The organism is Xanthomonas cassavae CFBP 4642 (assembly GCF_000454545.1).
Taxonomy (GTDB): Bacteria; Pseudomonadota; Gammaproteobacteria; order Xanthomonadales; family Xanthomonadaceae; genus Xanthomonas; species Xanthomonas cassavae.
The window spans coordinates 821,246-842,193 of sequence record NZ_CM002139.1; the positions used below are offsets into that span (position 1 = coordinate 821,246).

At 61.8% G+C, this 20,948-nt stretch carries 22 protein-coding genes and 1 other RNA gene; 15 read left to right on the plus strand and 8 right to left on the minus strand.

Annotated elements, in window-relative coordinates:
• Nucleotides 1-433 precede the first annotated feature (433 nt).
• From XCSCFBP4642_RS30445 to XCSCFBP4642_RS0103615, 3 genes are all read right to left on the minus strand, one after another.
• Nucleotides 434-2,308, minus strand: coding sequence for a C40 family peptidase (locus XCSCFBP4642_RS30445; RefSeq protein WP_029218584.1), 1,875 nt, complete (start codon nt 2,306-2,308; stop codon nt 434-436).
• A 51-nt stretch (nt 2,309-2,359) separates the two neighbouring features.
• On the minus strand, nt 2,360-3,031 hold the full coding sequence (locus XCSCFBP4642_RS26390) for a hypothetical protein (RefSeq protein WP_084624387.1): 672 nt from the start codon (nt 3,029-3,031) through the stop codon (nt 2,360-2,362).
• Nucleotides 3,032-3,243: 212 nt separating this feature from the next.
• Nucleotides 3,244-4,170, minus strand: a complete 927-nt coding sequence (locus tag XCSCFBP4642_RS0103615; RefSeq protein ID WP_029218585.1) for a phosphoribosylaminoimidazolesuccinocarboxamide synthase — start codon at nt 4,168-4,170, stop codon at nt 3,244-3,246.
• Nucleotides 4,171-4,377: 207 nt separating this feature from the next.
• On the opposite strand from XCSCFBP4642_RS0103615, the gene XCSCFBP4642_RS0103620 reads away from it, so the two are divergent.
• Nucleotides 4,378-4,707 carry a J domain-containing protein gene (locus XCSCFBP4642_RS0103620; RefSeq protein ID WP_029218586.1) on the plus strand — a complete coding sequence of 110 codons (330 nt, stop codon included), beginning with the start codon at nt 4,378-4,380 and terminating at the stop codon, nt 4,705-4,707.
• 125 nt (nt 4,708-4,832) lie between these two features.
• Here the strand turns inward: XCSCFBP4642_RS0103620 and XCSCFBP4642_RS26395 are convergent.
• A non-coding RNA gene (locus XCSCFBP4642_RS26395) (sX9 sRNA) lies at nt 4,833-4,908 on the minus strand.
• 60 nt (nt 4,909-4,968) lie between these two features.
• Nucleotides 4,969-5,808, minus strand: a complete 840-nt coding sequence (locus tag XCSCFBP4642_RS0103625; RefSeq protein ID WP_029218587.1) for an outer membrane protein — start codon at nt 5,806-5,808, stop codon at nt 4,969-4,971.
• A gap of 314 nt (nt 5,809-6,122) precedes the next feature.
• Between XCSCFBP4642_RS0103625 and rpe the strand changes: the two genes are divergently transcribed.
• The 12 genes from rpe (at nt 6,123) to XCSCFBP4642_RS0103680 (ending at nt 15,078) form a co-directional block, all read left to right on the plus strand.
• Entirely contained in the window at nt 6,123-6,794 is a 672-nt protein-coding gene (gene rpe / locus XCSCFBP4642_RS0103630; RefSeq protein WP_029218588.1) for a ribulose-phosphate 3-epimerase, read from the plus strand.
• Nucleotides 6,791-7,282 (plus strand): GNAT family N-acetyltransferase, encoded by a 492-nt coding sequence (locus XCSCFBP4642_RS0103635; protein WP_029218589.1) that lies wholly within the window; start codon nt 6,791-6,793, stop codon nt 7,280-7,282. Before rpe ends, XCSCFBP4642_RS0103635 begins: the two co-directional genes overlap by 4 nt.
• Nucleotides 7,283-7,619: 337 nt before the next feature.
• Entirely contained in the window at nt 7,620-8,852 is a 1,233-nt protein-coding gene (locus XCSCFBP4642_RS0103640; protein WP_228325699.1) for a tyrosine-type recombinase/integrase, read from the plus strand.
• A gap of 536 nt (nt 8,853-9,388) precedes the next feature.
• On the plus strand, nt 9,389-9,703 hold the full coding sequence (locus tag XCSCFBP4642_RS26405; protein ID WP_235048273.1) for a helix-turn-helix transcriptional regulator: 315 nt from the start codon (nt 9,389-9,391) through the stop codon (nt 9,701-9,703).
• On the plus strand, nt 9,700-9,897 hold the full coding sequence (locus tag XCSCFBP4642_RS0103645; RefSeq protein ID WP_029218591.1) for a hypothetical protein: 198 nt from the start codon (nt 9,700-9,702) through the stop codon (nt 9,895-9,897). Before XCSCFBP4642_RS26405 ends, XCSCFBP4642_RS0103645 begins: the two co-directional genes overlap by 4 nt.
• Before the next feature lie 7 nt (nt 9,898-9,904).
• Complete coding sequence (locus XCSCFBP4642_RS26410) at nt 9,905-10,186, plus strand: Ogr/Delta-like zinc finger protein (protein ID WP_084624390.1); 282 nt, start codon at nt 9,905-9,907, stop codon at nt 10,184-10,186.
• A 291-nt stretch (nt 10,187-10,477) separates the two neighbouring features.
• Nucleotides 10,478-10,687, plus strand: coding sequence for a hypothetical protein (locus XCSCFBP4642_RS0103655; RefSeq protein ID WP_029218593.1), 210 nt, complete (start codon nt 10,478-10,480; stop codon nt 10,685-10,687).
• Nucleotides 10,684-10,899, plus strand: a complete 216-nt coding sequence (locus XCSCFBP4642_RS0103660; protein ID WP_016905091.1) for a hypothetical protein — start codon at nt 10,684-10,686, stop codon at nt 10,897-10,899. The genes XCSCFBP4642_RS0103655 and XCSCFBP4642_RS0103660 overlap by 4 nt, the downstream gene beginning before the upstream one ends.
• Entirely contained in the window at nt 10,896-11,546 is a 651-nt protein-coding gene (locus XCSCFBP4642_RS0103665; RefSeq protein WP_029218594.1) for a hypothetical protein, read from the plus strand. Before XCSCFBP4642_RS0103660 ends, XCSCFBP4642_RS0103665 begins: the two co-directional genes overlap by 4 nt.
• Nucleotides 11,533-12,354, plus strand: coding sequence for a toprim domain-containing protein (locus tag XCSCFBP4642_RS24010; RefSeq protein WP_033897959.1), 822 nt, complete (start codon nt 11,533-11,535; stop codon nt 12,352-12,354). Before XCSCFBP4642_RS0103665 ends, XCSCFBP4642_RS24010 begins: the two co-directional genes overlap by 14 nt.
• Nucleotides 12,355-12,435: 81 nt before the next feature.
• Entirely contained in the window at nt 12,436-14,274 is a 1,839-nt protein-coding gene (locus XCSCFBP4642_RS0103675) for a DUF927 domain-containing protein (protein ID WP_029218595.1), read from the plus strand.
• Nucleotides 14,275-14,355: 81 nt separating this feature from the next.
• On the plus strand, nt 14,356-15,078 hold the full coding sequence (locus XCSCFBP4642_RS0103680) for a hypothetical protein (RefSeq protein ID WP_029218596.1): 723 nt from the start codon (nt 14,356-14,358) through the stop codon (nt 15,076-15,078).
• On the opposite strand, the gene XCSCFBP4642_RS0103685 is transcribed toward XCSCFBP4642_RS0103680, so the two are convergent.
• A complete protein-coding gene (locus XCSCFBP4642_RS0103685; protein WP_029218148.1) occupies nt 15,055-16,071 on the minus strand; it encodes an IS30 family transposase in 1,017 nt (338 codons plus the stop codon). The two genes, XCSCFBP4642_RS0103680 and XCSCFBP4642_RS0103685, sit on opposite strands and share 24 nt — an antisense overlap.
• Nucleotides 16,072-16,275: 204 nt before the next feature.
• On the opposite strand from XCSCFBP4642_RS0103685, the gene XCSCFBP4642_RS0103690 reads away from it, so the two are divergent.
• Nucleotides 16,276-16,779, plus strand: coding sequence for a DUF4365 domain-containing protein (locus XCSCFBP4642_RS0103690; protein WP_029218597.1), 504 nt, complete (start codon nt 16,276-16,278; stop codon nt 16,777-16,779).
• Nucleotides 16,776-17,924 carry a hypothetical protein gene (locus XCSCFBP4642_RS28205; protein ID WP_152527210.1) on the plus strand — a complete coding sequence of 383 codons (1,149 nt, stop codon included), beginning with the start codon at nt 16,776-16,778 and terminating at the stop codon, nt 17,922-17,924. Before XCSCFBP4642_RS0103690 ends, XCSCFBP4642_RS28205 begins: the two co-directional genes overlap by 4 nt.
• A gap of 149 nt (nt 17,925-18,073) precedes the next feature.
• Here XCSCFBP4642_RS28205 and XCSCFBP4642_RS29865 read toward each other — a convergent pair whose 3' ends face one another.
• Entirely contained in the window at nt 18,074-18,619 is a 546-nt protein-coding gene (locus XCSCFBP4642_RS29865) for an XVIPCD domain-containing protein (RefSeq protein WP_228325825.1), read from the minus strand.
• A complete protein-coding gene (locus XCSCFBP4642_RS29870) occupies nt 18,616-20,907 on the minus strand; it encodes an AHH domain-containing protein (RefSeq protein WP_228325826.1) in 2,292 nt (763 codons plus the stop codon). Before XCSCFBP4642_RS29870 ends, XCSCFBP4642_RS29865 begins: the two co-directional genes overlap by 4 nt.
• Between the last annotated feature and the right edge of the window lie 41 nt (nt 20,908-20,948).

The following is a 20,948-nucleotide window of genomic DNA, read 5'->3' on the forward strand; positions in this document are numbered from 1 at the left end:
TCTCCAGAAAACGTGCAATGCAAAGACCGGCCGCACCCCCCGGGACAGCCGGTCGCCGATGGCACCTCGGGTGCCGGCAGTTACGCTTGCACAGTCCCGAACCGGACGGTAGTAAAAGTTACAGATGTATCGCGTTCTGTGCGCCCGGCCACTTTGCGCTGCGGACCGCATCGCACAGATGCGCCTGTCTCAGTACGCGCAAGGCATCTATACGATGGTATCCGCGCAATCTCCCTATCGCGTTGGCAGGTTCGGTAGGTTGATGCGCCGGTATGCGCGCGTGCGGCAGGCAAACACGGTGAATGACGCGGCTCCTTGAACTCAACATTCAATGAGTGACGTCTCACTTTTACCCGGGTGCAGGTGCGGCAGATGGAAGGCAGCTAAAAAAGCCGGCCATTCAGGCCGGCCGACTTTCTCGTGTATCGCGAACTCAGCGGCCGCCGATGGCGACCTTGTGTTGCTCTTCGTGCGCCTGTTGCTGCTGCGACTGGCCAGCCAGCAACTGCGCGCTGGTCTGCTCCAATGACGGGGCAGGCTGGTTCAGATCCACCGCCGCACGAAACCCCGGTGTGGTTCCCATCACGAACGCCTTGCCGTCCTGCACCGTCACGTGTTGCAGTTTCTCTGCGCTGTCGATGCCATTCTGCTTGGCCTGCAACGTGACGTTGGCCGCCGTCTCGTTGGAGATCATGCTCGGCAGCTTGCTGCGGATCGCATTGTGCAACGCATGGTCCGGGTGAGAGGCATCGTTGAGCGACGGGCCCTTTGGTGCCGCGACCGGGGCGTCAGCCGCTTTTGCCGCAGTCTGCGCCGCAGGTGCCGACAACGCCGCTCGCGTATCGCGGCCGACGACTCCGTCCTGCTGCAGCCCATATTGCTTCTGGAACGCCATCACCGCCTCGCGCGTGTTGTCGCCAAAGCGTCCGTCCTCGGCAAGCTGATTGCCCTGCGCGTCGCGTACACCCAGCCGGTTGAGATCTTGCAGCAGCGACTGTACTTCGCCTCCGCGAGCTCCGTGCTTCATTAGGGGATGAGAGGTGGTTTCGTTCGAGAATGGGTGAGCTGGCGACACACTGGTGTGTGTCTGAGTGCGTGCTGCAGGCGGCTCGGACGTACCATGCAGTGGTGCACGCACCTGGAACTCGGGTTTCGGAGTCAACGCGCCGACAATACGCGTCCCGCCGCCGTCCCAATAGCCGCCGGGAGTGATCGTGACCTCTGCAGGTCCCGTGCTGCCTTGAGAGCCGATGAACTGGATATTTCCTTTGGCGTCGTAACCCTTGAAGATGCCGACATGCTGGCCCTGCGATGATGAAAACATCAGAATGTCGCTCTGGTGCAGGCTTCCATTTGGCTTGCGTGCTTCTGCAGCCGAAGTGACATCGAAATGTTCGCGTGCATATGCGGTGGTATTGGCGCCATTGAACAATTTGGCAGTCGTGAAGCCAGCCGCGTTTTCGCCGGGCACATCGTATCCGGCGTTTTTGAGCCCGCGCCAGACAAAGGCGGAGCAGTCCACGCCCAGCCGTCCGTCGCCATCGGCGTCACGCTCTAGCCGACTGCTGTCGCGGCCTGGGCGTGGATGATCGGGACGACCGTACTCGTACCGCCGACCTTCACCCAGGAAATGCTGATACGCCTCGTTGTAGACGGCAGCGCCGGTGGCGCCTGCTGCCGCTTGATTGGCTGTAGGTGTGGTTGCAGCGGGCGTCGTGGATGATGGCGTCTGGGGCTGTCCCACTGATGGCGTATGCGAAGGTTGCTGGGTGGTCGTTACTTCGCCCGCGCGCCAGCCCTCGAAACGCCGAATTCCGTCCGCGAGCACCTCGCGTTCGCGCACGCTCATCTGTCCAACCGTTTTCTCGCGCAGATCCACGCCGTGTCGATCGCCTTCGGCAAAGATCGCGGCTGCCTGCTCCTTGTGATGGGTGCGGCCACTGTAATCAGCGGTCGAATAACTTGGCAGGATCTCTTCAACGGTCTTTTCGGCGAAGCGCCGCTCCAGTAGCTGGATTTTGGCAGCGCGACCGGCTTCATAACTTTCAAAGACGGCGTTGCCCCACTGATCCAGCCCGACCACGCCTTGATAGCGATTCTGTGCCGCTTCGAGTGCTTGCTCTCGGGTGCGGGGGTTATTGACGGTCTTATCGGCACTTCCGGCAAATTCGAATTTGAGGTTGCCGGGATTGTTGTTACGCCACGAGACGGTGCCACCGGAGCGGGTGATGACGCTGTCGTCATCCATTTCCAGCGTACGCGTCGTGCCCACACTACTGACCACACGGGTAATCTTGGGATCCGACATGAGCTGTTCCTTTGCTGAGTGGTTGGTCGAACCTGATGTGTATTGTCTGACTTACAGTCCGTTCGAAAATACGTCCAGTGCCTCCGCGCTGACCCATCCCTGCGCGCAACTGCCAACATACCGCCCGGGTGCTGCTGCATGGCAGGCATCGCCACGCGCAGGCGTTATACGCTTGATCGGCCTATCGCCATACGTCTTGCAAAGCACATTGTTTTTGCACTTTGCAACGCTGTCTGCGGGAATTACCACGACGTAATAATAAAGCGGGTTCTGTCCTGCGCGGCCGATCGCCTGGATGCAGACGAGCTGGCCTTGTGCCAGGCTGGCATTCGCCGTTGCGCTGCTGCCTGTGGTGGGCACCGTATTCAATGCATCCACACCCTTGGCTTGTGCAACGCCAGCGAAGAACCCCTCATCGCCACAATCGGGCGACAGCTCTACGTCGTAGAAATCACCGCTATCGACATTGCCTGCGGTGCAGCCTTTCGCCGTCTTTGCATCCGTGCACTTGACGCCGCTGGTTTGTATCAGCGCGGCAAGTGTGTCGTTTAACGACGCACCTGCAGGTGCTGAGGGTGCAGTCGACGCAGTAGGCGCGGCTGGCAATGCGGCAGGCGCGGCAGACTCGCCGGAACTGCAGGCGCTCAGTACGAGCAGTGAACCGGACAGCAGGGCGCCGCAGAGTGCGCGTGAGTGGCCGAGAAGTAGACCTGACAGAGCCATTGCGACCTTATTGGACAGAGGCGCGCCATCGCGGCGTGCCTGATGGGGGTATATGCCAATGCACGTGGATGGCCGTGGTGAACTTTCACGCACGGCTGCCGACGGGCTCCGGCGGCCTCTTGGATTGGGTCCAGGCGCGCCGAGTATGTCGGCGCTCAAGTCATGGCGGCGTCAGTGCGACTCAAAGCCCCTGACAGCGGGGCGCCACCCCATCAATCGACCGAAATACCCGCCAGCCGCTGCAGTGCTTCGGCGTACTTCGCACGCGTACGGTCGATCACTTCCGCCGGCAGGCGCGGGCCCGGCGCGGTCTTGCCCCAGTCCAGCGTCTCCAGATAATCGCGCACGAACTGCTTGTCGTAGCTGGGCGGGCTGGTGCCCACTTCGTACTGGTCGGCCGGCCAGTAGCGCGATGAGTCCGGGGTCAGCATCTCGTCCATGATGTACAGGCGACCATCGGCATCGGTGCCGAACTCGAACTTGGTATCGGCCAGCAAAATGCCGCGCTCGGCGGCGAAGTCTGCGGCGAAACGGTAGATGCGCAAGGTGGCATCGCGCACGCGTTCGGCCAGTTCGGCGCCGACGGTCTTGACCATCGCATCGAAGTCGATGTTTTCGTCATGGTCGCCGACGGCGGCCTTGGTCGATGGGGTAAAGATCGGCTCGGGCAGTTTCTCGGCCTGGCGCAGGCCGTCGGGCAGTTCGATGCCGCTGACCTTGCCGGTACGCTGGTAGTCCTTCCAGCCGCTGCCGATCAGGTAGCCGCGGGCAATCGCTTCCACCGGCACCGGCTTGAGCTTGCGTGTCACCACCGCGCGTTTGGCGTACAACGCCGGGTCCACACCGTCGGGCAGCACCTGCTCGACGCTGATGTTGACCAGGTGGTTGGGCATCAGGTGGTCGGTCTTGTGGAACCAGAAGTTGGACACCTGGCAGAGCATCTCGCCCTTGCCTGGAATCGGATCCGGCAGCACCACGTCGAATGCGGACAGGCGGTCGGTGGCCACCATCAACAGGTAGTCGCCCAGGGGGGCGTCGGCGGGCAGGCGATCGCGCGGAATATCGAAGACATCGCGGACCTTGCCACGGTGACGCAACGGCAGGCCGGGCAGATCGGATTGCAACAGCGTGGTCGACACAGGCACTCCTAAGGACGTCGCAATGACGCTGTCCCCGGGACCCGGCGGGCCCGCGGGTGGGCAGCGGGCCGCGTAGTGTACGGCGCTTCGTCGCGCCCCGCTGGATTTATTGGCGGCTACCGCGCACGCGATGTGGACAGCCCGTCAGCCAGGCCGGGCGGGGGTTCGGGTAAGATCGCCAGCCCGCCTTCCCCACTCCGATCGCCCATGTCCTGGTACGGAAAACTGCTCGGCGCATTGGCCGGCGCCCTGCTGTTCCGCGGCGCGCCGTTCGTGGGGCTGATGATCGGCCTGGCGATCGGGCATGCCGTGGACGCGGGCTGGTTCAAGCGCCGGGCGGACAATCCCTACGAAGCACTGGGGCTGGAGCCGGACGCCACCACGGCCGAGATCGATCTGGCCTATCGCCGGCTGATGTCGCGCTACCACCCGGACAAGGTGGCCAACGCCGAGCCGGAGGCGCGCCGTCAGGCAGAGAAGAAGGCCAGCCAGATCAACGCTGCCTACGACCGCATCCAGCGGCTGCGCAAGCGCTAATTGGGTGGCGCTTGCGCGTTGCGCGTTCAACATCCGCAGCACGCAAGCCCGCCGCGCATTCCGCAAAAAAACAGCGCCACCCGGGCCCAGCCCAGATGGCGCTGCCGGTAGCCCGGCATTAGGGCTGCTAACAGAACGTAGCGAGCAGTCGTCAGGTGGGTGCGGACGGCGCGGAGGAAGCGGAGTGTACGCGTGGTACATGCCGCACCAGGCACCGGCCGCGCCCGCCTGGCGGTGAGCGCAGTGGTGTTGTTAGCTGCGCTAGAAGCGATACGTTGCCGTCAGCCGCACTGCATTGGTCGAAAAGTCGGTATCGGTGCGACGCAGATCGGTGCCGGCCGGGTTGACCCGCAGGAACGGGTTGGTCGGCGGCGCGGTGCCAGGCCCGACGCGGACGCGGGTGTCTTCGTCCTGCAGCCGGGTGAACAGATAGTCCACACCTACCGAGACATGGTCGCTCAAGCGACGCTGCAGGCCGACGCCGGCCTGGTAGCCATCGGCGCTGTCGCCGCCGCTGCCGGTGAAGCTGTTGGCGGTATTGCTGCTGGCAAAGCTGTGGTCGAACTCGCCGCGCGCCACGCCGGCGGTGAAGTAGGCCAGGTAATCGCCCTGCTGGCCGAACGCGTAGCCGATCCGGCCGCGCAATGCTGCGGTGCGGTTGAGCTGGCGGGTGAAGGTATACAACGCAGGCGTGGTACTGAAGGCGCTGACGCTGTCGCGGATGTCGTTGCGGGTGTACTCGGCCACCACGCCATAGACCCAGTTGCCGGCCTGCCAGTCGTAGCCCAGCCGCGCGCCGTATTCGGCACCGCCCTTGTCCTTGCTGCAGCCGCTGGCCGGCGTGCGCCCGGCCGCCGCACCACCGCAGAAACCTGGCGAGAACGCGTCGGCGCCGGTGGCGGTGCTGACCTGGTCGCCGTCGCGGCCATCCAGATCGGTATCGAAGCCGAAGCGGCCACCGGACACGCCGGCCGGATCGGCGCCGCCGACATGGGCGCCGATGGAAACGCCGGACCAGTCGGCCGGGCCGGTTTGTGCCCAGGCCGAAGGGGCCAGGGCTAGCACGACGAGAGCGGCGGAAGCGAGCGGGGTGGTTTTCATGTGGTCTCCTTGCATCTGGCGCGGCGCGCCGGTCTGGTACCTACGCGCTCGCGTCCGCTACGGATGCACCGGCGCTCGCGTTTTGCGACGCGCGTGTCCGTGCGGATGCCGTCGGGTGGACGCCAAGGCACCACGTGGAGGACGCGGACCTGGGCGAGATGCCCCCTGCGTGGAGACTCTTGACTCGCCTGAATGCCGGGCAAGGCTGGTCCCTGCCGTCCATGCGATGGGTGGGTCAAACCTCCGGGAGGGCTCGGCTTTCCTCGCCGGTCCCTGGTTGCGACAATGGGGCTCCTGCATTTCCCGAGCTGCCCATGCAACCGACGGCAATCGCCCCGTCCATCCTGTCCGCCGATTTCGCCCGTCTGGGCGAAGAAGTGAACAACGTCCTGAAGGCCGGCGCCGACTGGGTGCACTTCGATGTGATGGACAACCATTACGTGCCCAATCTCACCATCGGCCCGATGGTGTGCCAGGCACTGCGCAAGCACGGCATCGTCGCACCGATCGATGTGCACCTGATGGTGGAGCCGGTGGACCGCATCGTGCCGGACTTCGCCGAGGCCGGTGCCACCACCATCAGTTTCCACCCCGAAGCCAGCCGCCACGTGCACCGCACCATCCAGCTGATCAAATCACACGGCTGCCAGGCTGGCCTGGTGCTCAATCCGGCCACCCCGGTGGATATTCTGGACTGGGTGCTGCCCGAGCTGGATCTGGTGCTGGTGATGTCGGTCAATCCCGGCTTCGGCGGGCAGGCCTTCATTTCGTCGGCGCTGGACAAGCTGCGCGCCATCCGCCGCAAGATCGATGCGACGGGCAAGCCGATCCGGCTGGAGATCGACGGCGGGGTCAAGGCCGACAACATCGGTGCGATTGCCGCCGCCGGTGCCGACACCTTCGTGGCTGGCTCGGCCATCTTCAACGCGCCCGACTATGCGCAGGTGATCGGGCAGATGCGCGCGGCGGTGGATGCTGTGCGATGAGCCCGGCTGCGCCGCAGACCCGCACGGCCACGCCGGACGATGTGCCGTTGCTGCACGAGTTGATCACCGCGCTGGCGGTCTACGAGCGCGAGCCCGATGCGGTCACGGCCACCCCGGACGATCTGCGCGCCAGCCTGTTCGGCGACGGCGCCAGCGCGCATGCGCTGATCTGCGAGCAGGACGGCCAGACACTGGGATTTGCGGTGTATTTCTTCAATTACTCCACCTGGCTGGGCCGCAACGGCCTGTATCTGGAAGACCTGTTCGTGCGCCCGCAAGCGCGCGGCAAGGGGGCGGGCCTGGCGCTGTTGCGGCATCTGGCGCAGCTGGCCGTACAGCGTGGCTGCGGACGTTTCGAGTGGTCGGTGCTGGACTGGAATCAACCGGCGATCGACTTCTACCAGGCCGTCGGTGCCCGCCCGATGGATGGCTGGACGGTGTACCGGCTCGATGGCGAACGACTGGCCGCCTTTGCCGCAGGCGCCTGAGCGCAGACGCTGCACTGCGCTCGGGCGCCGTGTACCTGCCCGGTAAAAGGAAGGCCGCCCCCATCGGAGCGGCCTTCAAGAAAATTGGAGGCTGATCCTGCCTGGGTATGATCGTCCTTTAGCGTCCTGCAGTGTCCTAATCAAGTGATTCCATCTGCATGATTAATAAGGGATTTGTACTTGTCCGTCCTAAGCGGTCCGATTCAATCTGATGATGTTTGGGGGTATCCTTGCTGCTCCGGTACCCCCAGGTGCAGAAGCCGCACCACCTCGGCCGTTAGGCTGCAGCTTGGTGTTGATGGCTGAGTTTGCGCCGTACATGACGATTGAATGCCCAATGGCCAAACGCACCGCCCCTCTCGCAGAGCTAGTTTTCCGCAAGAGTCGCTACAACCCTGACGGAAAAGGCAACCGGCTTTTTGATGGCGGCGGTTTGTATTTGGAACTGCGCCCCAGTGGGGCAAGGCTCTGGCGTCTGAAGTACCGCTTTGCGGGGAAAGAGCAGCTAATGTCCATCGGTAGCTATCCGGACGTGACCAGTGCTCAGGCACGTGTACGCCGCAGCGAAGTGAAGTCGCTCTTGGACAAGGGAGTTGACCCGGCTGCACTGCGTCGGCAGGAAAAGCTCACGCGCGGCATCGAAATGGCGACGACGTTCCAATCTGTGGCGACGGAGTGGATAGAGCGCTTCTCCCCTAACTGGGCTCATTCGCACACCCGCATGGTGAAGATGCGATTGGAAAACGACGTCTACCCTTGGTTGGGTCGTGTGCCCATCGCCGATTTAAAGCCACAGGATCTGCTTCCAATCCTCGTCAGAGTAGAGAAGCGCGGCGCGCAAGCCACTGCGCATCGTATCCGTCAGTGCATGAGCCTCGTCTTTCGCTATGCCATCGCTACCGGTAGAGCGGAGCGTGATCCCGCTGGTGATCTACGTGGCGCGCTGAGGCCCGCAATCGCGCGTCGATATGCGACCACAACTGATCCATCCAAGATTGGCGCGCTGCTCCGCGCTATCGATTCATATGAGGGGAGCCTGGTTGTGCGCGCGGCCCTGCAACTGCTCCCATTACTTTTTGTTCGGCCCGGGGAGCTGCGGGGTGCGCGGTGGGAAGAGATCAATCTGGAAGCGTGGGAGTGGCGGATACCTGCTGCGCGGCTGAAATTGCGCTATGCGGAGAAGCTGGATACGCACAATGCTGGTCACGTCGTCCCCCTCTCGACACAGGCGATGGCTGTAATTGAGCGCCTGCTACCAATGACAAGCGGCAGCGAGTTTGTACTTCCAAGCATCCGAAGTTTGAAGCGCCCCTTGGGCGAGTGCAGTGTGAACATTGCTTTGCGTCGCTTAGGCTTCGGCAAGGATGAAATCGTCGGTCATGGCTTCCGCCATATGGCTTCGACGCTACTCAATGAGCAGGCGTGGAGCGCTGACGCAATCGAGCGCCAGCTGGCTCATCGCCGAAAAGGCGTGCGCGGCACATACAACCTCGCCGAGTACCTGCCAGAGCGCCGTAAGATGATGCAAGCCTGGGCGGACTACTTGGACGGTCTCAGAGCATCTATCTAGCCGCTGTCTACCCACTTTTATTTTCGGATTTGCCATTTTTCAGGGTAACCGCTGTAACACGCGTAACGCCTCGGGAATAACGCAATAAATTCAGTGCCTTGGAAGGTAGTGGCGGGCGTTCGGTTGCTAAGTAACGCCCTGTAACTCGTGTAGCAATCACCTCGCCTTGAGACGATGCCGGACGCACCCGGACGCCGGATCATGCCGCGCCTTGCGCGACGCAGGTCGGCGAGTTCAGCCGAGGTGATTCTTCGGCGAGCCTCTTCTCTGGCGCCAATTTTCTTCCTCGCCAGCCCGTGCGTCAGCAGACGCATGCGCCGCCCTGCGCTGCCAATTCCTTACTCCCGTTCGCCGGCTGTATCGCCGCACTTGCACGTCAGCGCCTTGCTCGCATCGTCTACGCGGGCCGGCAACGCCTGTCCGTTGTCCGCCTGATTCCGGCCGCGTCCAACAGAGTTTGTAAAAAAAGTTTTTACACAGCCAGTCGCGTGAACTCCGACGCGTCGGCTTCTAGTCTCTGGGCAAGCCCAAAACACATGGCAGTCGTTGACCGACAGGTCAAAGCGCCACCTCAAACAATGCTCGCTTCCCGAACAACACCCGCCGCCTCACCAGGCACGCCGGCCAACGCACCACGTCCCGATGCTGGCCGCAGCGAACGCTTTTTGCGTAAGCCCGAAGTGCTCAGCCGCACCGGCATATCTCGATCCCACCTGTACTGGCTGATGGATCGCGACCGGTTTCCCAAGTCCATCCCGCTCTCTCCCCGCGTCACGGTCTGGCTTGAGTCAGACGTTGATGCCTGGATCGCAGCCCAGATTCCCGCCACCCATCCGCGAGCACAGTCATGACTGACGACATCCAACTGACCATCTCCGGCAAGCGCTTCACGCTGACGCGCGCCGAAGCCGAGTTCCTTGCCGAACACCTGCGCACCGCCATCGCGCAGCCGAACCTTGGCCTGCACTTCACCCATCACCGACCTGGTCGGATTGGCGAGATCGTGTTGACGCGCGGCGCTCCCACCATCTTGACCGATTGCTGAGGCGCCCATGACCACTCCCGTTCGCGCGTTTCTTCGCTGCCCGCACTGTGATGCTGCTGCCATCGTCCGGTCGAGCGTGTCCCACAACAGGCTGCTCCGTGAATCGATGCTTCAGTGTCGCAACGCACTTTGCGGGCACACCTTCACCGCCTACACCGAAATCGTCCGCACCATCTCCCCAAGCGCGTGCCCAAGCCCCGAAATCTGCCTGCCGATCAGCAGCGCAGCAGAGAAGGCCGCCTTCAAGGCAAAGTTGATCGAAAAGCAGCTGGTCGGGAAGAACGCGTGATGTTCCGGTTGACAGTGCGCGGCCAGTGCGTGCAGCATTCCCACGTCGCCGCACAATCGGCGACCGGGATTGCAGTCCCGCAACCGAGGCGCACCAGCGCCCATCGACAGATGCTCGGCGCTTTTTTTTGCCCGCAGCATTGTCGCGGGCGACTGTCTACCGATTCTACGGCGGGCGGTGCGCGGGGGCCGAAAGGCCCGCCGGTCCTCGGCCGGTACTGCAACCGCGTACCGTCCGCCACCCTGATTGCAGTCAAGGCGGCGGATTCCCACACTACCGAGGAATCCAGCCATGTCTCACGACACCCTAATTGCGCCTACGCGTTTCAGCGTTCGCATTGCCCATCATTTTGGCGAAATCGCCGACACCCTCGATTGGGATCACTCCCGTTGGCTGGCGCTCGATGCGTGCCTGCAAGCCACCGGGAAGCAACCCGAAGCACTGACGCTGGCCGAGATCCAGCAGGCCATTGCCGCCGCCGCGCAGGAGGTTGCGCGATGATCGGTTCGCACCTTGATGCCCTGGTCGGTAACGACGATGCGGTGATGCACGACTTGTTCAGTGCGACCCGTCAGCTGCTGCGCATCTACGAAATGCCAATGACCGCGCTGTTCCAGCTGGTCGAGGCGCTTGAGCGTCGGGCCGGTTCCATGGAAGACCTGTCGCTGGGCGAACTCTTGATGATGGTCGGCAGCGTGGAGGTGACCCCATGACGCACGAGACCGTTGGACTGTCGGGCGTACCGAACATGGGCGACGGCCAAGTGAGCGCCACGATTCTAGATGCGGTGCTTGACGCCGAGCGCGCAGAGAAGATCTTGCGTTTAGCGCACCGCATCGATCGCCTGCGGTGCAAGGCCGAAAAGCACCTGGCAACCGCACGCGCAGAGCTCGATGAAGCGCTGCAGGGCCATCCGCTTGAAGATCGGCTGCGCACGCGCTTTTTCGAGCCGCTGGAACATGAGTGCACAGAGCTGGCCCGCGTTTTTCAGCGCGTGCAGTGCCGCCTGTCGCTGTTCACTCCTGCCCAATCACAGAAGCAGTCCGAGGACTGCATGGCCTTGCAATTGGAGGACATCCAGGCCGAGCGAGCGGCCAGCGATGCAGAGGCACCATGCGCGTGCACCGCGCCCGAATTGCCGTTCGGCTACTGGATGAGTGAGGACAGCTACAACCGGCTCAGGCGCGCCCGCTGGACGGCGTTGATGTTGAGCGGCATGGGCGATGGTATGGCCGAACGCATGGCGCTGTCGTTCGAATCGATGGCCGCCAGCACGCTCTACATCCACGAGGATCTGGCTGCGGTCATGAACGACGCCACGCATAGCACCGAGTTGGTGGCTGACGATGCGTCGTGCTGACGGCTTCGTGGTTGCCATGCAATCGGCGGGCTTGCTGGTGGCGTCTGTTGTTGCCGATGGTCGTCTCCGGCGCGTACGGGCCGAAGGCGACGGCAGCGGGCAGCGCAGTGGCTGGTCTGTCCTGCATGCTGGTCCGCCGCTTGCCGGTGCCTATGGCAACTGGAAGACCGGCGCGAGCGCGCAATGGCGTGACAGCGAGGGTGGTTCGCTATCGGCTGCGGAGTTGGTGGAGATCCGCGAGAAAGTGCGCCGCGCACAGCGGCAACAGCAGGCCGAATGTGCGCGGCGCCACGCAGCGGCACGCGAGGCGGCATTGGCGCAATGGCGGCAGGCGGATGCGGCCAGCGCGACGCATGCCTATCTGGTCGCCAAGGGCGTGTCATCCCACGGGCTACGGCAATCACATGGGCATCTGCTGGTGCCCATGCGCGACGCCGAAGGGCACCTATGGAGCATGCAGACCATCGCGGCCGATGGAAGCAAGCGCTTCCTCGCAGGCGGTCGAAAGCGTGGCCTGTATTACGCCATCGGGCGAGAGGTCTCGGAGGTGGTGTGTATTGCCGAAGGCTATGCCACTGCTGCCAGCATCTATGAGGCGACGGGCTATCCAACCGCTGTGGCCTTCGACGCCGGCAACCTTGAACCCGTAGCGAGAGAGCTGCGCAATAAGTTCCCCGACGCCTTGATTGTGCTGTGTGCGGACGACGACGCGGCGACTGCGTTGTGCCGCGGCATCAATCCGGGCCTAGCCAATGCCCAACGCGCAGCGCACGCCGTCGGCGGTGTCGTGGCACTGCCGCCGCGCTAACCCGATCACCCCTAAACGCCTCACCTTTGTGACCCTTTAACCCAAGGCGCAACGCGCCGACGTGGCAATGGAGCCTCGTGCATGAGCAACACCATCAAATCCGTAGACTTCAACGATGCTGCCAAAGCGGTGGGCAAAAAGGCCGTGCGCAGTTCGATCGAGGCGGCCGTGCGCAAGGGCAGTGGGAACAGCAAGGCACGCACTGATACTGCTGCCGGAGCTAAGCCGCACTACCGCCTGAGCGATGCCGGCGTGTTCTACGTCGGCGTCAACGAGGACGGCGAACAGGCAGAGCCGCAATTCATCTGCTCGCCGCTGAAAGTCGAGGCCAAGACCCGAAATAGCCAAAGTGAGGAATGGGGCCGGCTGCTGAGTTGGACCGACGCCGATGGTCATCGCCACCAGTGGGCCGCGCCAGCCGAAATGCTGGTGGGCGACCCGCGCGAGTTCGTCCGCCAGCTGGCAGCAGGTGGTGTGGAGATGTCCGCGCACCGCAGCACGATGCAGCGGCTGCTTGCCTACATCATCCAAGAGCGCATCGACGCACGTGCCCGCAACGTGGCCGTGCCGGGCTGGCACGACAGCAGCTACGTGCTGCCCAGTGGTGAGAGCTACGGTGCCGGCGAGGAATTGCTGGTCTACCAGCACAGCGGCGGCTTGCAGCATCACTACGCGGCGGTTGGCACGCTGGACGATTGGAAGCATGGAGTGGCAGCACGTTGCGCCGGCAACTCGCGGCTGGTGCTGGCGGTGGCGACGATGTTCGCCGGCCCGCTGCTGCGCTTCACTGGCGCCACGGGCGGCGGCTTCCACATCGTCGGCGGCAGCAGCAGCGGCAAGACCACCGCGCTACGCGTGGCCGCCAGCGTCGTTGGACCACCAGAGTACGCCCGCGAGTGGCGCAGCACGGCCAACGGGCTGGAGGGCGTAGCGGTGCTGCACAACGATGCGACGCTGATCTTGGACGAGCTGGCGCAGATCGATCCGAAGCAGGCCGGCGACGCGGCGTATCTGCTGGCAAATGGCAACGGCAAGAGCCGCGCGAACCGTGCGGGCGACGCACGTGCGGCGGCACGCTGGCGCATCATGATCCTGTCGGCAGGCGAGGTGGGCTTGGCACAGCACATGGCCGAGGCTGGCAAGCAAGCCAGGGCAGGGCAGGCCGTGCGCCTAGCGGACGTGCCGGCCGAGGCCGAGGCCGGACACGGCGTCTTTGAGCGACTCCACGACGCCGGTGACGGCGCAGCCCTCTCCGCCCTACTCAAGGACGCGGCGGCGCGCTCCTACGGCGCTGCGTGGCCGCTGTGGATGGAATACCTGACGCGGCTGGACAGCCCCAAGCTCACAGCGCAGCTGCGCGAGGCAACAGACCGCTTCCTGACAACGCACGTGCCGGATAACGCGTCGGGTGAGGTTCGCCGCGTGGCGGAGCGCTTTGCCATCGTCGCCTTTGCCGGCGAGCTAGCCAGCACCTGCCGGCACCAGCTCACCGGCTGGCAGAAGGGCGAAGCGACCAAAGGCGTGGCGACGTGCTTCCAAGCATGGCTGCAGCGCCGTGGCGGCTCGGGCAGCGCTGACACGGATGCGCTGATGTCGCGCATCCGCGCGTTCTTTGAAGCCCATGGCGAAAGCCGCCTTGAGCGATTCCGCGCAGCAGACGGCCTCCCCGTGCGAGAGCGCGCCGGCTTCCGTCGCTTCGATGAGGTGGGCGTCACCGAGTACATGGTGTTGCCCGAAGCGTTCCGCCGCGAATTGTGTGCCGGCCATGACGCGCGCCAAGCCGCGCGTGAGCTGATCGCCGCTGGGTGGATCAAGCCCGCAGCCGATGGCAAACCCTCACAGGTCGTGCGCGTGCCCGGCATGGGCGCGGTACGCCTATACATCTTCGACTCGCGCAAGGTGCACGACGGCTCGTTGTGAGCTGCGTGCAGTGCGTGTCATCACCTTGGCTGCCGTCGTGCGTGAGTGCATGCGGCTGCCGAACAACTGGAGTAGTACCGAATGAGCAAGAGTGACAAAACTGTCCCCAACACAAGTGGCGCCTCGGAAGAAGCTGTGACGATTGCCGCCGAATCATGCCCGGTGCGGGCGGCATATGAGGCTGCAGCACAGGCACTCCATGAGGCGCTGGCACGCAAGAAGGCACTCACCGAGCGTGTGGCAACGATGACGCGCGCACGCGATGCGGCGCAGGCAGAGGCCAACGCAGCGCGCCAGCAATGGAGCGGGCTGCTACGTGAAGCCGATGGCACGCTGACCCGTGACATCCAAAAGCTGCGAGTGGCTGAAACTTCGGCGTTAACGCTGGTCGAGGAATACGCCGCTATGCGTCAGGAGATCGGAGTGCAGATCACAGCGATGGAGGTAACCGTCGCCGAACTTGCCGAGGTGGCTATTGGCAAGCGCAGCGCGGTGATCGAACTGGCGTCACGTGAAGCATTCGACGCCATGGTGGAAAACGTACGTGACGAGGTTGCGCATGCATTCATTCTGTACAAGAGCGCGGTCGGCCTCACGCGTAGCGGTGCAATGGCAAGTGAGAGCGAGATGCGAACAGCATTCCTGGAGCAGCTAGGTAGGCACTTGGACAAGCGTGTTCCCACTGTCGCTGAGACAAGGGCTCAGTCCGCCGGCATCCACGAACTAGACCTTAAGGGAGTGGATATGGGTTTGGCGGCAAGCCCGATACGCCGGGCGGTCTCAACTTGCAAGTGCAACACGTGAGTTGAATTGAGCGATCTCTTCTTCCAGCGCCTGGTTCGGCGTCTTCCAGCCAAGCGTCTGCCGTGGCCGGGCGTTCATCAGGTCGGCGACGTTGTTGAGATACTCCTGGCTCGCCTTGGACAAGTCCGCGCCTTTTGGCATGAACTGGCGCAGCAGGCCGTTGGTGTTCTCATTGCTGCCGCGCTGCCAGGGCGCATGTGGATCGGCGAACCAAAGATCGATGTTGAGCCGCTTCATCAGCTCTGGATAACACGTCATCTCGGTTCCGCGGTCATAGGTGAGGCTTCCCAGTAGGAAACGCGGCAGCTTCTTCATCTGTCGCGTGAAGCCCTCCAGCGCATCCTGTGCAGTACAGCCATCCATCTTGCACAGCACCACAAAGCGCGTCTTTCGCTCCACCAGCGTGCCTACGCACGAGCGGTTGAAAGCCCCTTTGATCAGGTCGCCTTCCCAGTGCCCAGGAATCAAGCGCTGCGCCACCTCTTCAGGCCGATGGACGATACGCAGCTCCTCCGGCACCCACGTGCGCTTGGCAGCGGTTGTACGGCGCAAGCCTCGCGTCGGCTTGTGCTGACGAAGCGCCTCCACAAGCTCTTTCTTCAAACCACCACGCGGATGCGCGTAGATAGCGGCGTAGATTGTTTCGTGACTCACGCGTTGACTTGGATCATCCGGATGCATGGCCTTGAGCTTGGCAGCAATTTGCTGGGGCGACCAACGATACAGAACCAAGTCGTCACGCACCTGCTGAAAGAGCGCACTGCCTTCAACAAGCCGGCGCCTTCGAACGCACGCTCTGCGGCGCAGCCGATAGTTGCTGGCTGCGCTGGTTGCCGCATAGACAGGTTCGCCCTGTCGCCTTATCTCGCGCGACAGGGTGGACGCACTGCGATTGAGTCGCCTTGCAATGGAGTTGATGCTCATTCCGTTACCGAGTTCAATTTGAAGCAAAGCGCGTTCTTCGGAACCCAGGTGCCTGTACTGTGTGCCCATGCCGCTACCCTACGTCAAGGCGGGGTGTTGCACTTGGAAGTTGAGTCTAAGCCGTGCGCATCTGCGGCAACAAACCCATAGCCTCCCTTCGGTGTAAAGAGTGAGTCCGGCCGCGCTTGGTAGCGGCGGCCGGAAGACGACCCATAGCTGTTCGTCAGGATATATGTGAACATCTAGCGTCTGGGAAGGACGATGGCTCGGCGCATGGATCCACAAAAGCAGAAGGAAGCGTTTCAATCCGCCTATATTAGTGCGCTCGCGGCGCAAGCTGGGCTTAATCGCGCCGCTTTCGATATCGATGACGATAGCATCGATATTACATTTCAAGTGACAGGTAATTTCGGTCCGGGAAGAAGACGCAGTCCAATGATTCAGGTGCAGCTCAAATGCTCGGCCCAGGATTTGATTGTGGATGAGGTGATCAAATATCCGCTAAAAATCAAAAATTACGACGACCTCCGTGGTGATGATTTGGTGGTGCCGCGTTACCTCGCTATATTGCTCGTGCCTCAGGATCTACAACAATGGATCACACATAATGACGACCATATCGCGTTGTTCAGGTCTTGCCATTGGCTTTCACTCCGAGATTATGCTCCCACAAACAATAAAGTCTCTGTAACTGTGGATATTCCCATCGCCCAGCGCCTCACTAGTGCCATCCTTTGGCAGATGATGGATCGGGCAAGCATGGGAGAGTCGCTGTGAAGGAAGGTGACGGTCATGCCTTTGAAGAGACTCCCGTGTCTGTTGATCAAATATACGCTTACCTACAGTCGAGGCAGTGGTTCGAAGACGGTAAAATACGAAGTGTCGCCACCATATGGCATAGGCAAAACGACGAAGCTGCGGAAGTCGTACTTCCATTTTCTTATGTGAAAGATTTTAAGCAGAGAGTTCGTGATGCACTATCAGCAATTGCATCATTCGAACAGCGATCTGTCGGAAATGTAATTAACGATATAAAGCGCCTTCTTTCGAGCGTTATTACTATCCGTGTTGTTCACGCAGACACAAAAGATGGAACAATCCCAATTGGTGATGGCGTTTTACTTATATCAAAGGCTAAAGATTTGTTGGCCGCAGCTGCACAGGCTGTGTATTCAAATCGGCGGCATTTCTCTGGCCCGACTTCTAAGGACGCTCGCAACTACCTCGACTCTCTTTTGCTTGGGCAAACAGAGATCGGAAGTTATGTAGTTAATGTGATCGCGCCGAATCAAGAAAATTTGCCTCTTGACCAACCTGACGCCGCTGTTGCAATTGTTGATTCTCTAGATTTGGGGCAGGCCATCACTTCTAAACTTGTAACTGGGTTAGATGCGCTTTCAAGCGCAAGTGCAAAATACGAAGACGTAGGCGAGCTCAAGGTATTCGATGCAGCTGTCTACTCAGGTGCCAGCGCAAATCTCTGCGATGCCCTCCTTGGCTTCAGTGGAGAGAAAAATAACCGCAGGTTTGAGGTTATTGTTACGGCATCATCCGGGCCGATGTTTGAAAGCAAGCCTCGTAAGTTTAACTTTGAAGAGCGGCAGGTTCAGATTTTAAAGAAGGTCTCGGAATATTATAAAGATGACTATGTTCTGCCAGATAGGATATTGACAGGCCATATAACGAAACTAGTCCGTCAAAAAGGCGAGACTGAGGGTGTGATAACCTTGGAAGCTAATGTTGGCGATATAGATCGCAAGATTCGTGTTTCGTTGATGGGCGATGACTACCACCTGGCAGTTATTGCTCACGATCGGGGGCAAACGGTTCGAGTTCAAGGGGATGTGCATATAAAGGCCAGGACTGCAGAGCTTTTAATGCCAAAGAATTTTGGTGTCATTCGGATGGATGATCTTCTTTAGTACTAGTGTGGGCCTGGTAGCAATGACCGTGTGGTGTTAACTTGGCTCACTGATGTACTAAGTGAAATTTGGTCTTTAAAGCTCTGGTTGAAGAAGATGCATCATTTGTGTTCTAAGCATCGAAGCTAAAGGGCGCGAATCAGAATTGATCACGACATTCGCGGGCCACTTCTATTTGGCGGTTCCTGGATGTTATCGCGTGCTTGAGCGAGGTCCTGCAATCGTGTTTGTTCCTGGGTATCACGTGCTTGGTTTGCCGCCAAATACTGGTGTTCGGGAGCTGCTGCCAGTGCCTCGCTGGTCGGCATATGCGCCCGATTAGCGGCAGGATCAGGGGACGCGCCTTGGCCTGAGCGCATCACGAACATCGTAACTCCGCCCGGAAGCTTGTCAGTTGGCGTGTTTAGTGCGACTTCCACGTTGTCGCCGGGCTTGAACCCCGCATCCACGGCCATTTTGTACGCGCTCGCAACCATGCGATCGCTGCGCTCATCCCACGGTTTGTTGGCGCTTTCATCGAGCCTTGCGATGGAAGAGCGTAGCTGCTCCACCAATGCAGCATCTTGCGGCTTCGGGCCGGCGGCGCTCTGACGATTCACAGATGGCTGCTCGTCTTCACGAGGATCTTGCGATGCGACAGTGCGCGCCCCCGTCTTCATTCCCGGTGCGCTGACATGTGCTGTGGTGGTGCTCATGGACGCCGCACGCCCTTGCGCGTGGTCGTCATCCAGCGCAGACGAACGTCCCGGTGCTGTCTGCGACGACGGTGCGCTGGGTAAGGGGGTTTGCGTCGGTGGTGCTGCGGGCTGTTGTGTCTGAGCGACTGCGCAGGGGGATTGGGCGAGATGGCGTTGGCAGGCATGGCTTGTTGCCGTTCTGCTTGCGATATCTCTTCTGCAGTCGTGGTTGCCCTGATCTCCATGCGGTCGTCGTTCTGGCCAACTACCGTGGCGATCGAGCCATCTTTCTGCAGCTGCAGGAAGAAGGGCATCTGCTTGCCTGTATCGCGCGCGTGGTCTTGTGCAACTGCCGCCGTGGCGGCATTAATCTGCGCGTCAGTGCGTGTAATGCCGGCGCGGGCGTACATCCCGGCCACCTGGCTGTGCAAGTCGCTCTGCGTCGGCGTGGGATTGCTGCGGGCGACCTCCGCCATCGACGCCATGTCTTGAAGCCCGGCCTGTTGGCTCTGCCACGTACGGTTCAATTCCTCGCGCGTGTTGCCGGTGGCTGCATTGGTGCCGTAGAACGTGCCGGGCGTGGTCCATTCGCCGCTGGCGTCGCGGGTATAGGAGTTACCGTCAGAAGCCTGTAAGGGCTGCGGCTGCGTGCGCGCGTTCGTGATGGCCTGCGGCACCGGCTCGCGATTGGTGAACTCATTCCAGCCGAACTGGTTGTAGGCGATCTGGTAGCGGGCCGCAGTTGCTTCCGGCGTATTGGCTGCGTTCTGCGCGATGATTGTCTGCGACTGCTGCTCCAAGCCACTCGCACGCTCCGCACTGACCGGCGCGTTACGCGTGATTGGTATCTTGCCGTCAATGTTTTCCCTGATTTCAAGCTGCCACCCGCCCGTCTGCGCATCGCGCACGTAGTCGCGGCCCGTTTCAAACGGCTCGCGCGGCGGATGCGTTTCGGCCTTGGCATCCAGGCGGTATGGATCCTGCGGCTTTGGTGGATTTGCCAGCCCAAGTGAATACGAGTCGTTCGCTGCGCGGTAATTCAGTTCGTCGGCAAGACGGCCAGCCGCAACCAGGCGTGTTTCCTGGTAGCCACCGCTTGGCAGTGGAGCACTCACCGTTCGCGTCCAGGTGCCTTGGGGATCTTCCGGGTTGCGCGTCCACTCGTTGCCGCTGCGGTCTGGCTGTGTGTAGATCCGGTTGATGTCTTGCTTCTCGGCCCAACGTTCGCCAAGGTAGGCGCCCGCCACGCCGCCAACCAAGCCAGTAGCCAGCGCGCCAGGCCCCGTCCACGACCCTGTGACGGCACCATAGCCTGCACCAAGCAGGAAGCCGCCGGCGATACCGCCAGCGTTGCGGCCGACGAAGTGCGTGGCCGCTGAGGCGGCCCCTGTGTCATTGCCTTGCGTACTTAGCTGGACCACGCGATGGCCGGTCACGGCGAAGTCGTAGGCCATCAGCGCTACGCCGGCGGCACCCGCGACGCGAGCACCAGAAAGCCCGCGCGCTCCGGCCGCTTCTGCTGCAGCAAGCCCTTCGCCGGCCACGACGCTGCCTTCGCCTGGGACGCCAGGCATCCGGGGCGCAGTCGGTGGCCGTGCCAGGATCGGTGGCATCTCTTGAGGAAAGGTGAGGCGCAGACGCGCCTCCATCGGTTGTGTGATTGGCAGGCGCCCGGCTTGGTTCGCTTCAGCGACTGCTTCGCCCAGTGATTGCCGGCCGCCCCATCTATCACTGAGGGTGGATGTTCCCGGCTGATCGATCGCGTCCAACGCAAGTTGGACATTGCCTTCAGACCTCGTCACGCCGGCCCAGCGCGCCTCTGCTGCGGCCATCTTCCCCACATCGGCAATCTGCCCAGCATGACTTTGTTGGTAAGCCGCGAGATCGCCATGAAAGGCCCGGATCTTTGCGTTCGCCTGCTGCGGGGTCATGCCCTGCGGCGTGTTGCTTACAAGGTCGCCATTGACCAAGCCCACCTTGAGTGTGTCGGTCAGGCCGTTGACTCTAGCCGCGATGCGCTGTGCTGCGGCTTGATCGCCGCGCAGCGTTGCTTGCCCGTCGGGGGACAGTTCCAATCTTTCCAGCCGATTCGCAAGTTCCTCTGAGTACGCCCCAAGCGGTCCACCGGGGTGAGGCGACAAACCCATCCTCGCGGCCAGTGCTTGGTCCGCAGGAAGATTGAGGATGTTGCGTGGACCATGCAGCTCGAACAAGCCGCTTCTTGAAAGCGACTGCAGCAAGCGGCTTTCACTGAAAGCCGCTTGCTCAATGACGTGGTGCCCTTGGAAAGCCGGTGTATCAGCCATCGGTGCAACTCCCGCTCAGAAATCCGTATCGAGGGTTTGAC